This is a genomic window from Acidimicrobiia bacterium (genome assembly GCA_030584185.1).
Lineage (GTDB): Bacteria > Actinomycetota > Acidimicrobiia > Spongiisociales > UBA11373.
Genome location: CP129495.1, coordinates 876,523 through 890,389 on the forward strand (window position 1 = coordinate 876,523; position 13,867 = coordinate 890,389).

Annotated in this window: 13 protein-coding genes and 1 tRNA gene; 1 reads left to right on the top strand and 13 read right to left on the bottom strand. The window is 67.8% G+C overall.

Annotation, left to right across the window (positions count from 1 at the left end):
* The 11 genes from QY307_04410 to metG all read right to left on the bottom strand — a co-directional run bounded on the left by QY307_04410 (nucleotide 1) and on the right by metG (nucleotide 11,617).
* On the bottom strand, nucleotides 1-405 hold the full coding sequence (locus QY307_04410; GenBank protein WKZ83491.1) for a YjbQ family protein: 405 nt from the start codon (nucleotides 403-405) through the stop codon (nucleotides 1-3).
* A complete protein-coding gene (locus tag QY307_04415; protein ID WKZ83492.1) occupies nucleotides 405-1,703 on the bottom strand; it encodes a hypothetical protein in 1,299 nt (432 codons plus the stop codon). The genes QY307_04410 and QY307_04415 overlap by 1 nt, the downstream gene beginning before the upstream one ends.
* A 65-nt stretch (nucleotides 1,704-1,768) precedes the next feature.
* Nucleotides 1,769-3,322 (bottom strand): cell wall-binding repeat-containing protein, encoded by a 1,554-nt coding sequence (locus tag QY307_04420; GenBank protein ID WKZ83493.1) that lies wholly within the window; start codon nucleotides 3,320-3,322, stop codon nucleotides 1,769-1,771.
* A gap of 170 nt (nucleotides 3,323-3,492) precedes the next feature.
* The gene (locus QY307_04425) at nucleotides 3,493-5,046 is read right to left on the bottom strand and encodes a cell wall-binding repeat-containing protein (protein WKZ83494.1); all 1,554 of its coding nucleotides are present in this window, start codon (nucleotides 5,044-5,046) and stop codon (nucleotides 3,493-3,495) included.
* Nucleotides 5,047-5,192: 146 nt separating this feature from the next.
* Nucleotides 5,193-6,161: a ribose-phosphate diphosphokinase gene (locus QY307_04430; GenBank protein WKZ83495.1), complete on the bottom strand. Its 969-nt coding sequence runs from the start codon at nucleotides 6,159-6,161 to the stop codon at nucleotides 5,193-5,195.
* 4 nt (nucleotides 6,162-6,165) lie between these two features.
* The gene (glmU, locus tag QY307_04435; GenBank protein ID WKZ83496.1) at nucleotides 6,166-7,548 is read right to left on the bottom strand and encodes a bifunctional UDP-N-acetylglucosamine diphosphorylase/glucosamine-1-phosphate N-acetyltransferase GlmU; all 1,383 of its coding nucleotides are present in this window, start codon (nucleotides 7,546-7,548) and stop codon (nucleotides 6,166-6,168) included.
* Between the two features lie 20 nt (nucleotides 7,549-7,568).
* Nucleotides 7,569-7,643: transfer RNA gene (locus QY307_04440), tRNA-Gln, on the bottom strand.
* Between the two features lie 58 nt (nucleotides 7,644-7,701).
* Nucleotides 7,702-8,550, bottom strand: coding sequence for a 4-(cytidine 5'-diphospho)-2-C-methyl-D-erythritol kinase (gene ispE, locus QY307_04445; GenBank protein ID WKZ83497.1), 849 nt, complete (start codon nucleotides 8,548-8,550; stop codon nucleotides 7,702-7,704).
* Nucleotides 8,547-9,350, bottom strand: coding sequence for a 16S rRNA (adenine(1518)-N(6)/adenine(1519)-N(6))-dimethyltransferase RsmA (gene rsmA / locus QY307_04450; protein WKZ83498.1), 804 nt, complete (start codon nucleotides 9,348-9,350; stop codon nucleotides 8,547-8,549). The genes ispE and rsmA overlap by 4 nt, the downstream gene beginning before the upstream one ends.
* A complete protein-coding gene (locus QY307_04455; GenBank protein WKZ83499.1) occupies nucleotides 9,340-10,086 on the bottom strand; it encodes a TatD family hydrolase in 747 nt (248 codons plus the stop codon). Before QY307_04455 ends, rsmA begins: the two co-directional genes overlap by 11 nt.
* 10 nt (nucleotides 10,087-10,096) lie before the next feature.
* Nucleotides 10,097-11,617: a methionine--tRNA ligase gene (gene metG, locus QY307_04460; protein WKZ83500.1), complete on the bottom strand. Its 1,521-nt coding sequence runs from the start codon at nucleotides 11,615-11,617 to the stop codon at nucleotides 10,097-10,099.
* Between the two features lie 108 nt (nucleotides 11,618-11,725).
* On the opposite strand from metG, the gene QY307_04465 reads away from it, so the two are divergent.
* The gene (locus QY307_04465; GenBank protein WKZ83501.1) at nucleotides 11,726-11,986 is read left to right on the top strand and encodes an AbrB/MazE/SpoVT family DNA-binding domain-containing protein; all 261 of its coding nucleotides are present in this window, start codon (nucleotides 11,726-11,728) and stop codon (nucleotides 11,984-11,986) included.
* A gap of 31 nt (nucleotides 11,987-12,017) precedes the next feature.
* Here the strand turns inward: QY307_04465 and rsmI are convergent, their stop codons facing one another.
* Both rsmI and QY307_04475 read right to left on the bottom strand, forming a co-directional pair.
* The gene (gene rsmI, locus QY307_04470; protein WKZ83502.1) at nucleotides 12,018-12,839 is read right to left on the bottom strand and encodes a 16S rRNA (cytidine(1402)-2'-O)-methyltransferase; all 822 of its coding nucleotides are present in this window, start codon (nucleotides 12,837-12,839) and stop codon (nucleotides 12,018-12,020) included.
* A gap of 583 nt (nucleotides 12,840-13,422) precedes the next feature.
* Nucleotides 13,423-13,830: a hypothetical protein gene (locus QY307_04475; GenBank protein WKZ83503.1), complete on the bottom strand. Its 408-nt coding sequence runs from the start codon at nucleotides 13,828-13,830 to the stop codon at nucleotides 13,423-13,425.
* Between the last annotated feature and the right edge of the window lie 37 nt (nucleotides 13,831-13,867).

Sequence of the window (13,867 nt, forward strand, 5' to 3'; positions counted from 1 at the left end):
TCAGCCGGCCACGAACGACAACCTCACCTTCCTGGTGGGGTTGTCGCCGTTGGTGTCCACCAACACCAACGACTGCCATCTGCCGAGCATCAGGCTCCCGTCGACGACGGGGACGGTGATCGACGGGGCGAGGAACGCCGGGATCACGTGGTCGGCCCCATGACCGGGGGCACCATGCCGGTGGGCCCAGCGGTCGTCACCTGGGAACAGTGACTCCAGCGAGGCGAGCAGGTCGTAGTCGCTCCCCGCACCGACCTCGACGATGGCCAGTCCGGCGGTCGCATGGGGCACGAACACGGAGAGCAGCCCATCGCCCCGGCCCGAGACGAAGCCGGCGGCCTCCCCGGTGAGATCCACCACCGCGGCACGAGGGCCGGTCTCCACACCGAGTTCGATCGAGTCCATCAGTCCTGGACCGACTCCATGTAGGTGCGCACCTCGGGCATGGCGGTCATCTTCTCGTAGAAGAAGTTGTTCACCAGGTTGAGGAGCAGGTCTCGCGCCTCCTCGACCACGGCGGTGTCGACCCCGCGCTCGGCGGTGACCCCATCCCGGATTCGCAGTAGCTGGCCGACCAACTCCTCCTCCTCCACCCCTTCCAGGGCGCGAATCACCTCGATCAGCGCCCGGTCGGTCTGATCGATCACCGTCTTCGGATCGACCTGCGACCCGGGACCGGACGCCTCCTCGATCGACCGCACCAGGGCGTACAACTGGTAGAGCACGGTCGCCGGCTCGTCGAAGATCTCCCTCAGGAACGCCGCCTCCACGTACCGGCCGTCGAGGCGGAAGATGTTGTACATCCGCTTGGCCGCCTTCCCCACGTTGGCGTGGTCGGGGTCGAGGTACTTGCGCACCTCCTTCTCCAACTGGGCCACGTAGTGATCGAGGGCGTCGGCGGAGACATGCTGCGACAGCTTCTTGAACAGGGGCACCTCGTCGGTGTTGAGGTACACCTCCTGGAAGTAGGGATCCAGGTAGCCGTCGAGGGGCGTGATGGTGCCGTCGGGCGCCTCCCAGGTGACATCGAGCATGTTCGACGCATTGGCCACCTGCTTGCGCACGGGATCGGCCACGATCCAGTCGAGCTTGCACCACCCGGGTTCGATCGCCACCTCATCCCAGGCGATCACCACCGGTGCGCCCTCGGGTGTGGCCGCTTCGATCTCGCCCCGCACCACCTCGTCGGCAAGCCAGGCGATCGGAGTGCCCTTGCGCATCATGTCGCCGTTGCGAAGCACATCTGCCGGGTACTGGCCGAACTTGACCTCGATGAAGCGGTGGGTGGGGCCGTGCATCGTCGCCAGCGCCTTGGCCCGCATCACCCGGGCCAGGATGGCGCATGCCTGCTCCCGGGTGGGTGCTATCACGTTGACCCGCTCGAAGAAGTCGGCGTCTCCCGGATAGGTCTGGATCTTGGACTGTGCAGCCGAGCCGGAGAGGGCCAGGGCGGTCTCCACCACACCCTCCTCGTCGGGGATCTCCACCAGGGCGCCCACCTGGCGGAAGTAGGCGAGATCGTCGGCGGAGAAGTCGAGCATGGCGATGCGATGCCCGAACACGCCGTCGCGATGGTCCAGGGTCACCTCGTCGCCCGTGGGCGTGGTCACTGCCTCCAGCCACTGGGCCGCCTCGGCGGGGTCGAGGTCGACTCCGGCCTGTGAAGCCGACTCGATGATGCGCTGCAGTTCGGGTGTGGTCATGGTTCGAGAGTACGCCTCCGGGCGAGGGGGGACCACACGATGTGGTCCCCCCACATCCAGGCCCCCTAGAAGGAGGCCACCTTAAGTTCGAAGTTCGTGGAGTCGAGGTAGGCGATGACCGGGTTCCCCGAGACGTCCAGGACCATGGATGAGTACTTGCCCACATCGTCTGCGGTGTCGATCGAAATCATCGTCTCGTCACCTCCGGCACAGTTGGCGTCGTTGCACGACACCAATTTCAGATCGTAGTTGGTGAGGCTCCAGTGCGAGATCACAGGACGGCCTGCAGCATCCAGCACCAGCGAAGAGAAGAGGCCGACAAGCTCACCGGAACCATCGACCAGCTCGATGGACTCGTTGCCCCCATCGCAGTTGGCGTCGTTGCAGTGAGCCAGCTTCAAGTCCCAGATGGTGGTGGCCGCATAGGAGATCACCGGGAACCCAGACGCATCCAACACCAATGAGGTATACGCGCCGACGCTGCCACTCGAGTCCACCGTCTTGGGTGACTCTCCCCCAGGGGCACAGTTGACGTCGTCGCAGTGCACCAGCTTCAGATCGTCGGTCGTGGAGTCGAAGTAGGCGACCACGGGCTTGCCCGAGGCGTCCAGCACCAGCGAAGTCCACAGGCCCACGTCGTTTGCCGATGAGTCCACCGTCTGGATCGACTCGCCGCCCCCCGCACAGTTCGCATCGTTGCAGTGCGCCAGCTTCAGATCACCCGTGGTGGCGTCGTAGTAGGAGACCACCGGGAAACCCGAGGAGTCCAGCGCCAGCGACGAGTACTGGCCGACGTTGTTTGCCGATGAGTCCACCGTCTGGATCGACTCGCCGCCCCCCGTACAGTTCGCATCGTTGCAGTGCGCGAGCTTCAGATCACCCGTGGTGGCGTCGTAGTAGGAGACCACCGGGAAACCCGAGGAGTCCAGCGCCAGCGACGAGAACTGGCCGACATTGTTCGCCGACGGGTCCACGGTCTCGATCGACTCACCACCACCCCAGCACACGGGATCGTCGCAGTGGGCGACCTTCAGATCCCCGTTGCTGACGTCGTAGTAGGAGACGACCGGGTTCCCGAACGCATCCAGAGCCAGCGACGTGTACTCGCCCACCATGCCCGACGAGTCGACGGTGTGGGTGCTCCAGTTCCCCGACAAGGCCGGTCGACACACCACACCCTGGCGGTCGCGTCCCGCCATCACCTCACCATCCCCACACGGAAACGCCTGCTGTGAGATCGCAGCCGCAGTCGCATACCGGTTCGAACCCGACACCCGGATCACCGTCGGACCGAACGACAGGCCCTTCAACGTGTTCTCCACGCTGGTCGAGACCACCGCCGTGCCCCCGACGATCACGATCAGCCTGGGCTTCAGCCGGTTCAACTCCGCCGTGGTTTGCGACGGGACCGCATCTGTCTGGACCAGCAGGATCGGCCCGTTGCCCAGCGCAGCAGCCGGACCCGCGCCCAGGGCGTCTGGGAAGTTGGTCCCGGTGGCTATGTAGACCACGTCGGCGCCACGGGGATCAGGGGATTCCGCAACCGCAGCACCGACACCAATCACCCCGGCGATGAGCACGAAAGCCATCAGCCAGGACAGGGGGAAACGACGCGACATGAATTCACCTCTCGCTCGTGCCCCCGACCTGTGATGCGCACCGGAATCTACGCCTCGAGAAGACATCGCGCCCAACGAGCGCAGTGAACTCGGCTCGGAACACCAGCCCTGGAACCTCGAACTCGGGAGGCCTGGGGGGACAGCACCCTGCGGTCCCCCCAGGCCGTTCGTCAGAAGGAAGCCACCTTCAGCCTTGCGTTCGTGCCGTCGTAGTAGGAGATGACCGGGTTCCCCGCGCGGTCGAGCACCATCGAGAGGTGCGCCCCGACGGAGCCGGCCGAGTCTGGCGATATCTGCTTCTCATCGGCGCCGGCACAGTTCGGATCGTTGCACGACACGAGTCTGAGATCGCTGCCGGAGGAGTAGTAGTAGGCGACCATCGGGTTGCCGGCGGCGTCGAGCACCAACGACGAGAAAGCACCGACATCACCGGCCGAGTCCACCGTTTCAATCGACTCACCCCCCGGGGCACAGTTGGCGTCGTTGCAGTGCGCCACCTTCAGTGCCGTGTTACTGATGTCGTAGTACGAGATCACGGGGTATCCGGACCGATCCAGTGCCAGCGAGGTGTACCAGCCAACTGCACTCGAGGAGTCAACGGTCTGGATCGACTCCCCACCCGGCGCACAGTTGGCGTCGTTGCAGTGCGCCACCTTCAGGGTGGCGGCATCGAGATCGTGGTAGGAGATCACCGGGAACCCCGAGGCGTCCAAGACCAGCGAGATGAAGTAGCCGGAAGCACCGGCGGTGTCGACGGTCTGGGGCGTCTCGTCCCCGCCCGCACAGTTCACATCGTTGCAGTGCACCAGCTTCAGGTTCTCATTGCTGCTGTCGTAGTAGGCGATCACCGGGAACCCCGAGGCATCCAACACCAGAGACGTGTACTCGCCTACGTAGCCCCCCAGATCCACGGATACGATCGACTCGCCAACTCCGTCGCAGTTCGGGTCGTTGCAGTGCGCCAACTTCAGATCCCCGTTGGTGTAGTCCAGGTAGGAGATGACCGGGAACCCCGAGGCATCCAATGCCAGCGAGGTGAACCGACCGACATCACCGGTCGAGGCCACCGTCCGGACCGATTCGCCACCTCCTGAACAGGCCGGATCATCACAGTGCGCGACCTTCAGGTTCCCATCGATGACGTCGTAGTAGGAGACCACCGGGTTCCCGAACGCATCCAGGGCAAGCGATGTGTACGTGCCCACAGAGCCGGTCGAGTCCACCGTCTGGGTGCTCCAGTTCCCCGACAACGCAGCACGACACACCGGACCATGCCGGTCGGTTCCCGCCATCACCATGCCCGCATCACAAGGAAACGCCGACTCCGAAATCGCAGCCGCAGTCGCATACCGGTTCGACCCCGACACCCGGATCACCGTGGGACCGAACCCCAGTCCCTTCAGCGTGTTCTCGACGCTGGTCGACACCACCGCGGTGCCCCCCACGATCACGATCAGATGCGGCTTCAGGCGGTTCAACTCGGTGGTGGTCTGCGACGGAACCGCATCGGTCTGCACCAGCAGGATCGGCCCGTTACCCAGGGCAGCAGCCGGCCCCGCACCAAGGGCGTCGGGAAAGTTGGTCCCGGTGGCGATGTAAACCACGTCGGCGGCCTGCGGGTCCGGCGAATCCGCAACCGCAGCACCGATGCGAAAGGTCAGCCCGCCGATCAGCACTACGGCCAGCAGCCAGGACAGGGGGATAGAACGATGGGCACGCAACATGGTGGCGTCCTTTCGATCAGGCGCCACGGGTCGGGCGCTGAGATGACGGTAGGCGCAGAGCGACGGACCCACGCCACCGCCGTAGCCCTCGAAGGAAGGATCCTGGCATGCAGCTCGTCTGAGCCGTCAGCCGATCACCGCATGCATCAGACGTTCTCGCCCATGAAGATCGCCGACACCGACTCGTCGGTGAAGATCGCCTTCAGGGTGTCGGCAAGAAGCGGGGCGATCGAGAGCACCACCAGGTTGGGGAGGTCGGCGGCGTCGTCGGGCACCGGCAAGGTGTTGGTCACCACGACCTCGGTGAGCGGCGAGTTCTTGATCCGATCGGCGGCGGGAGGCGACAGGACCCCGTGAGTGGCCAGGGCCCGCACCGTGAGAGCGCCCGCCTCCATCAGCAGGTCGGCGGCCTTCACCATGGTCCCGGCGGTATCGATCATGTCGTCAACGATCACACAGTGGCGTCCCGAGACCTCGCCCACCACCTGCAGCGCCGCCACCTCGTTGGCCCTGTCCACACGGCGGCGCTTGTGCACGAACGCCACCTCTGCGTCCAAATGCCGGGCATACTTCGACGCCAGCTTCACCCGACCCGAGTCGGGCGATACCACAGTCAGCGGCCCGTCGATCCGGCCCAGGTGTTGCAAGAAGGTGGGCAGGGCCGTCAGCGAGTCGAACGGCTTGGAGGTGAACCCCTGGATCTGTGTCGAATGCAGATCCACCGAAACCAGTCGATCGGCGCCTGCGGTGACGAAGAGGTCGGCCATGAGCCGGGCGGTGATCGGCTCCCGGGGCATCCCCTTCTTGTCCTGGCGCGCATACCCGAAGAAGGGCACCACGGCGGTGATCCGCTTCGCCGATGCCCGCTGCAGGGCATCCATCATGATGAGCTGCTCCATGATGTGGAAGTTGATCGGATGGCTGTGGCTCTGCAGCACAAAGCAGTCGGCACCGCGCACGCTCTGGGTGAAGCGGATGCAGATCTCGCCGTTGGCGAAGGTGGACCGATCGACGCCGCCGAGCTCGACCCCGAGCAGGCCGGCAACCTCCTCGGCGAGCGCCGGGTTGGCCGAACCGGAGAACAGCATGAAGCGCTTCCGGTTCTTGGTGTTCATGCCCTCAGTCGCCTTCCGTCTTGGTCAAACGGGACCTGCGCTCAGCGTAGCCCGGCAGCTCTCGCTGCTGCGAACGCTCCACCGCCAGCGCCCCGGGAGCGACGTCCCGGGTGATGACCGAGCCCGCCCCGGTGTACGCGCCGTCACCCACTTCGACAGGAGCCACCAACATGGTGTCGGAGCCGATGAACACGCCGTCGCCGATCACGGTGTGGTGCTTACGCTCACCGTCCCAGTTGCAGGTGATCGAGCCCGCCCCGAAGTTGCTCGCCGAACCGATGGTTGCGTCGCCCACATAGGAGAGATGCGGCACCTTGCTCCCCTCCCCCACCTCGGACGCCTTGATCTCCACGAACGTCCCCGCCTTCGACCCGCGTCGCATGACCGTCCCGTGGCGAAGCGAGGCGAACGGCCCCACCTCTACCTCCTGCTCGACCGTCACCCCGCGGAGCACCGAGTACCAGACATGGGATCCGGCACCGATCGTGCTGTCGGCGGCGAGGACCTGAGGCCCCACGATGGCACCGGCAGCCACACGGGTCGCCCCCTCCAGATGGACACCCGCCATGAGGCGGACCCCTGCCTCGAGGGTGACGCCGGCGTCGACGAAGGTGGTGGCCGGATCCTGCATCCACACTCCCGCCTCCATCCACGCCCGGTTGATCCGCTGCCGCATCACCGCATCGACCTCGGCCAGTTGGGTGTGGGTGTTGACGCCGAGCGCCTCGGTGTGGTCGGCGGCAGCCAGTGCCACCACACCGCCGTCTGCAGCGAGCAGGGCGATCACGTCGGTCAGGTACTCCTCGCCCTTGGCTCCCTGGGGGCGAATCTCCGCCAGGGCCTTCTCCAGGGCATCGGCCCGGAAGGCGTAGGTGGACACCGCCACCTCGTCGATCTTCCTGGTGGCCTCATCGGCGTCGGTGTGCTCGACGATGGCAACGACCGACCCACCCTCTCGCACCACCCGCCCGTACCCGGTGGGATCGGGGAGGTGGGCGGTGAGCATGGCCGCTGCAGCACCCGAAGTCTCGGCAAGTGCCAGCAACGACCTCAGGGTGTCCACCCCCATCAGCGGGCTGTCCCCGGGGAGGATCAAGACCATGTCGTCTGCGGCGGGACGCTGCGCCTTCAGCGCCACGCGGGCGGCGTGGCCGGTTCCCCCCTGCGTCTCCTGAACCACCGGCACCGCCGCATCGGGAAGGGCGGCGGACACCACATCGGCGCCGTGCCCCACCACCACCGCGACCTGATCGGCCCCCGCCCCGAGCGCCGCATCCACAGCCCAGGCGACGATCGGTCGCCCCGACACGGTGTGCAGCACCTTGGGTAGATCGCATCGCATCCGGGTGCCCTTGCCGGCGGCAAGGACGACCGCCCGCACGCTCATGTGTGGCTCTCCTCGATCGATGGCTGGGGGGACAGGGCTCGAACCCATTCCTAGGGGACCAAAACCCCTCGTGCTGCCGGTTACACCACCCCCCATCGGGGCGCCCGAGTGTACCGGGGGTCGAGCCAGGGGCCGCAGCCACGATGGCGACACTCACCCCTCGTCGTCGATCCTCCACCCCCGGTCGGCCGGCGCTCCAGACCATGCGGAACGCACCGGTGGCGTCAGGCCTGTCGCCTCGGCCGCCTCCTCGGCGTCGGCGAAGAAGGCGAAACAGGCAGGACCGCTCCCGGACAGCAGGACGGGACGCCCCCAGGCCAGGGCCAGATCGGCCATGAAGTCGCCCAGGTCGGGGCGCAGCGAGAGAGCGGCGGGCAGCAGGTCGTTGACCAACGGGCCCGCCTCCCGCAGCGACGGTGGCAGATCGCGGCCCCCTGCGGGGCTGCGATCCTCGGGGGCTTCCAGGTCGTCCCACCTGCGGTACACCGCGGCGGTCGACAGTTCGAAGTCTGGGACGACGACGGCCAGGAAGAAGTCGGGCGTGAACGCCGCCTGAGCGATGCGCTCGCCCCTCCCCTCCATCCAGGCCGAACCTCCCACCAGGCAGAAGGGGACGTCCGAGCCCAGGCCGGGGGCGAGGCCGGTCAGGGAATGGTGGCCGACCCGGAACAGGGCTCCCGCCGCCACCAGGGCGGCGGCGGCGTCGGCACTTCCCCCACCCAGCCCGGCCGCCACCGGAATCCGCTTCTCCAGGTGGAGCCGAACCGTTGCGTCGGAGCCGGCGGCAGAGCGAACCGCCTCGACTGCCCTCCACGCCAGGTTGGAGGTCTCGGCCACCATGCTCCCGTCGACGGTGAACTCGTCCCCATCGCTCGGCACAAGGCTCACCCGGTCGGCCCATCCGATCGACTGCACCAGCGACAGCAGCGGGTGGAACCCGGAGTCGTCGCGCCGCCGTACCCGCAGCGAGAGGTTCACCTTGGCGAAGCCTGAGACGATCACGATCCCCGCACCAGCCTCAGCCAGCCCTCGGGCGCCACATCCTCGGGGCGGTCGGTGGGGGCGACGCCTGCGGCCAGCATCGCCGCCTCCGACATCACGGCACGCAGGGACGACCGCAGCATCTTGCGCCTCTGCCCGAGGGCGGTGGCCGCCAGTGCGATCGCCTCCTCGGCGAGCGGGTGGGCCGGCCGGCGATCGATCAGCGCCACCGCCGACTCCACCTTCGGGACCGGAAAGAAGAGGTGGGGCGGCACCCGCAACACCACCCTCACCGTGGCGTTGAGACCGACGACCACCGAGGGAAGCCCGTAGGTGCGGGACCCGGGGGCGGCGGCGAGCCGCTCCACCGCCTCGCGCTGCAGCATCACCACCAGCCGGGTGATGCGTGGCACATGCCTCAGAACGTCGAGCACGATCGGTGTGCCCACGTTGTAGGGAAGGTTGGCCACCATCACCCACTCCCCCGGAGGAAGTGCGGTCTCGAAGTCGACGGCGGCGGCATCCTCGAAACGGACCTCGGCGGCATCACCCACGGTCTCGTCGAGCACCTCACGGAGGGAGCCGTCCACCTCGTACGCCACCACCCGGGCGCCCGCCTCCGACAGTGCCCGGGTCAGCGTCCCGGCGCCGGCGCCCACCTCCACCACCTGTGATCCCGAACCGACCCCGGAGATCTCGACGATGCGGCGCACCACGTTGGGCTCGGTGAGGAAGTGCTGCCCCAGATCGCGCCGCAGGTGCACCCCGTGTCGCTCGAGCAGGGCCCGGGTCTCCGTTCTCCCCAGAGGCTCAACCGACACCGAACACCCGCCGGGCCGTGGCCGAGGTCGATGCCGCCACCTGCTCCGGAGTCATCCCCCACACCTCGGCCAGCGCCTCCCCCACCCGCACCACGTTGGCCGGCTCGTTCGGCGCATGGCGATCGGGAGGCGGCGTCAGGAAGGGGGTGTCGGTCTCCACCATGGTGCGGTCCGGGGAGCACTCACCGGCGGCGAGGCGCACGGTGTCGCCGGTCGGATAGGTGATCGGGCCGGCGAAGGAGAACACCACCCCCAGGCCGGCGAAGCGCCGCGTCCAGCGCCGGCCCCCGGTCCAGCAGTGCAGGACTGCGCGCCGGCCGGCGCCCGTGTCCTCGAGGATGTCGTAAGCCTCGGCGAAGGCATCACGGCAATGCACGATCAGCGGCTTGTCCAGCGTGATCGCCAGCCCGACCTGGGCTCGAAATGCCTCCACCTGGGCCGAGCGGGGAGACAGCTCGCGATAGAAGTCGAGGCCGCACTCGCCCACCGCCATCGCGCCTGCGGCCAGGCCATAGATCCGCTCGGCTTCCGCGGGCCAACGCTCGGCATCATGGGGATGGAGCCCGGCAGCGGCGAACACCACCCCCGGGAAGGTGGCTGCCAGCAGCATCGCCGCCTCGGAGGAGGCGGCGTCCGTGCCCGGGTCGATCATCCAGTCGACTCCCGCCGCTGCGGCGCGGGCGACCAGCAGGCCCGGGTCCTCGTCGGACATGTGGAGGTGACAGTGGGTGTCCACCCACATGGTGCTAGCCGTCGAGACGGGGGAAGAGGGGGTCCCCCTTGGTGACGGTGGTCTCGGGGAACACCCCGAACACCGCCGTCTCGGCCAGCGGCGGGAGTTCCGGTGACCCGGGCAACCCCAGCATCCCCCAGAGCCGGGCGGCGGCCGAAGGCATCACCGGAGAGATCAGGATGGCCCCCACCCGCAGCGACTCGAGAGCGGCGTTGAGCACCTGGTCGAGGCGCCCCGCCTGATCCGGGTCCTTCGCCAGCCGCCAGGGTGCGGTCGCCTCGACGAAGGCGTTGGCGGCGCCGAACAGACGCCACACCCCCTCCAGTGCCTGCTTGGTGCGGAACTCGGCGAAGCCCTCCATGGAGCGAAGGGCGTCGGCGGCGGCCACCACCAGCGACTGCTCCTCAGGCGCCGAGTGGTCGGCAACTGCCGGCACCCGTCCGTCCCGGAACTTCTCGGCCAGGTTGAGCACCCTGCTGGCGAGGTTCCCCAGGTCGTTGGCGAGGTCGGCGTTGAACCGCTCGACCATCCCCTCCCAGGAGAAGCCGGCGTCGGGGCCGAAGGAGACGTCGCGCAGGAAGTGGTAGCGGTAGCCGTCGACCCCGAAGGTGGGCACCAGGTCCTGGGGCAGGATCTGGGTGGCGTTCGACTTGGACATCTTCTCCCCGCCGACCAGCAGGAAGCCGTGGGCGGCGATCTGGCGTGGTAGCGGGATACCCGCCGAGAGCAGCATCGCCGGCCAGTAGACGGCGTGGAACCGCACGATGTCCTTCCCCACCAGGTGGCACCAGGCGGGCCACTGCCGGGCGAAACGCTCGGGATCGTCGGCGAACCCCGCAGCCGATGCGTAGTTGATCAGGGCGTCGAACCACACATAGGCCACATGCCCAGGGTCCCAGGGCAGGGGGATTCCCCAGGTGAGCGAGGACCGGCTCATCGAGATGTCCTCCAATCCCTGTTCGATGAAACCGACCACCTCGTTTCGCCTGGTCTCGGGCACGATGAACTCCGGATGGGCGGAGATGTGGTCGAGCAGAGGTTGGGCGTAACGCGACAGCCGGAAGAACCAGTTCTCCTCGGCATGGACCCCGACGGGACGCCCATGCACCGGGCAGTTCCCGTCGACCAGTTCGTCCTCGGTGTAGTAGGCCTCACACCGGACGCAGTAGGGCCCCTCGTATCGGGCGAGATAGGTGTCGCCACCGTCATGCATCCGCTGGAGCAGGGTCTGCACGGTCTGACGATGTCGAGGCTCGGTGGTGCGGATGAAGTCGTCGCACGAGATATCGAGCAGGTCCCAGGTCTCCCGAAATCCATCGACGATGTGGTCCACCCACTCCTGCGGCGCCATGGCGTGCTCGGCGGCGGCAAGGGCGATCTTCAGGCCGTGCTCGTCGGTACCGGTGACCAGATAGGTCTCCTCGCCGACCAGCCTCCAGTACCTGGCCACGGCGTCGGCCAGCACCGTGGTGTACGAGGTGCCGATGTGCGGCCGATCGTTCGGGTAGTAGATGGGGGTGGAGAGGTAGATCATCGGAGGTCCCGCCAGCGTAGCGGCAGGGTTCGCGGCCTCCCCCTGGTTAGCATGATGCGACAGGAGGGCCGTCGACTCTGGACAAGCGGGCGGCTCGGGAGGACATAAGTGAGCACTGGAATCGTGCGCAAGATCGACGACCTTGGAAGGATCGTCGTGCCGGCCGAGATGCGACGCACTCTTGGGGTGAACGTCGGGGACGAGTTGGAGATCCTCCTAGAAGGAGATCACATCGCGATCCGGCCTCGCTTCCCCACGCTGATACGTGAGTTCAGCGTGACGGAGTCGACCCGGCTCGACGTACCGGGCAACCCGGTCGAGTTGGAACCCGGCGACTACATGGTGCAGCGGATCAACCGGAAGCGCTAAGACAAGCGACCCTGGCAGGCCCCGGCCCGGCTCAGGCGACCACGGCCCGGTAGAGGTCGCGGCGCGACACGCCCGTCTCCTGTGCCACACGGCGCACCGCCTCTGAAGGGGCGACGCCGGAGGCGACGAGGCGGCGTGTCGTCGTGATCGCCGCGGTCAGGTCGGGCGCCGACGAGGTGCCCGGTCCGAGCACGACGGTCACCTCGCCCCGCACCCGGTCCATCCCGCCCCAGTGCTCGGCAGCGGCGTCCAGATCGCCCCGCCACACCTCCTCGTGCAGCTTGGTCAGCTCGCGACAGACCACGCAGGCTCGGTCCCCTTCGTGAACCGCTGCCAGATCCGCCAGATCGGCGGCGAGCCGGTTGGGTGAGGCGAAGAACACGACCGTGCGGGCCTCGGCTGCGATCCCGGCGAGCCGCTGCGATCGCTCCCGCCCCCGGCGGGGCAGAAACCCTTCGAACACGAACCTGTCGGCCGGCAGTCCGGACAGCGCGATGGCCAGGGTGACGGCGCTCGGGCCGGGCACGCCGGTGACGGTGCCGCCCGCTTGCAGGGCGGCGCGGACCGCGCTCAGACCGGGATCGGCGACACCCGGTGTCCCGGCGTCGGTGAGCAGGGCGACCGTCTCGCCTGCGGCGATCCGGGAGGCCACCTCCCGACTCCGCTCCTCTTCGTTCCCCACGAAGTAGGAGCGCACCGGACGGTCTACACCGAGTCGATCGAGCAGCACCCGGGCGCGACGGGTGTCCTCGACGTAGATGACCTCGGCGGCGGCCAGTGCCTCCCCCAGTCGGGGCGGGGCATCGCCGAGGTTGCCGATGGGCCCGGCACAGACGATCAGGGTTCCGACCATGTGGCGAGGTTAGGAGGCAGGGAGTCACCGCCTCGCCTCTCCACCACCAGGACCGCTCTGGGTGCGGGCAATCCCACATGCGGGGGCACCTCGAGCACGAGGCGGGCCCGGAGGCATGTGGCGATCCGGCCCGGCAGCACGGTACGGGCGACAAGCACGCGGCCGCCCCTGGAGACGAACACGACCCCGAGTGGCGCGGCCATCCCGAAGGTGTGGACCGAGCGGCCGGCCATGACGAGACCGAACGGCCCGGCCGCCGGTCTCAGGCCCCGCCGGCGCAGCCGGCGGCTCCCGGCCGGGAGCAAGGGTCCCGAGCACCAACCAGTCGACGGCATCCCTGGATTCGCCACGTCTCGGTTCACTGGTACCCTCCGTTCATGGCCAACGCCAAGCGACGCAAGATCAAGGCCCGCCGCCAGAAGGCGAACCACGGCCGCCGCCCCAACGCCGGCCGCGGCTAGCCCGGCGATTCCTCCCGTTCAAAGGTAGGGGTTCCGGCGCGCCCGTGGAACCACGAAGCGCCGGAGGCTGACGCGACGAAGGGGCCCCGAAGGGCCCCTTGTCCGTTCGATCCGGGTTGTCGTTACTTCTGGCCGGGCAGCTTGAGCCCCGCCTCCTTGATGGCGGTGAAGGCCGCGTAGGTGGCAACCGCTGCGGCGGCGACGCCGATGAACAGGCCGAACTTCACGGCCGACGACTCGGTCAGCCAGCGCAGCACGATCAGGACCAGCCCGCCGGCGGCCAGCAGAAAGGCCAACTGCTCGGCCTTGAACTGACCGGCGGTGACGTCCTGCTTGCCCATCGCCTTGAGCACGATCACCGCCGCACCGGCGGCGGCGATCAGGCTGCCGCCGAATGCGAGGAATCCCGCGTCGAAGGCGTTGGCGTTGAAGCTGAACACCCCGTACCAGGGCAAGAACAGATTCACGATGAGAACGGCCCCGGCGATGAGCGCCATCTTGGCCGTGTTCGAAAGCTTGCTGAAGTCCATGATCCCCCGATCTCCTCGGTTGGCTGATTCATGGCAT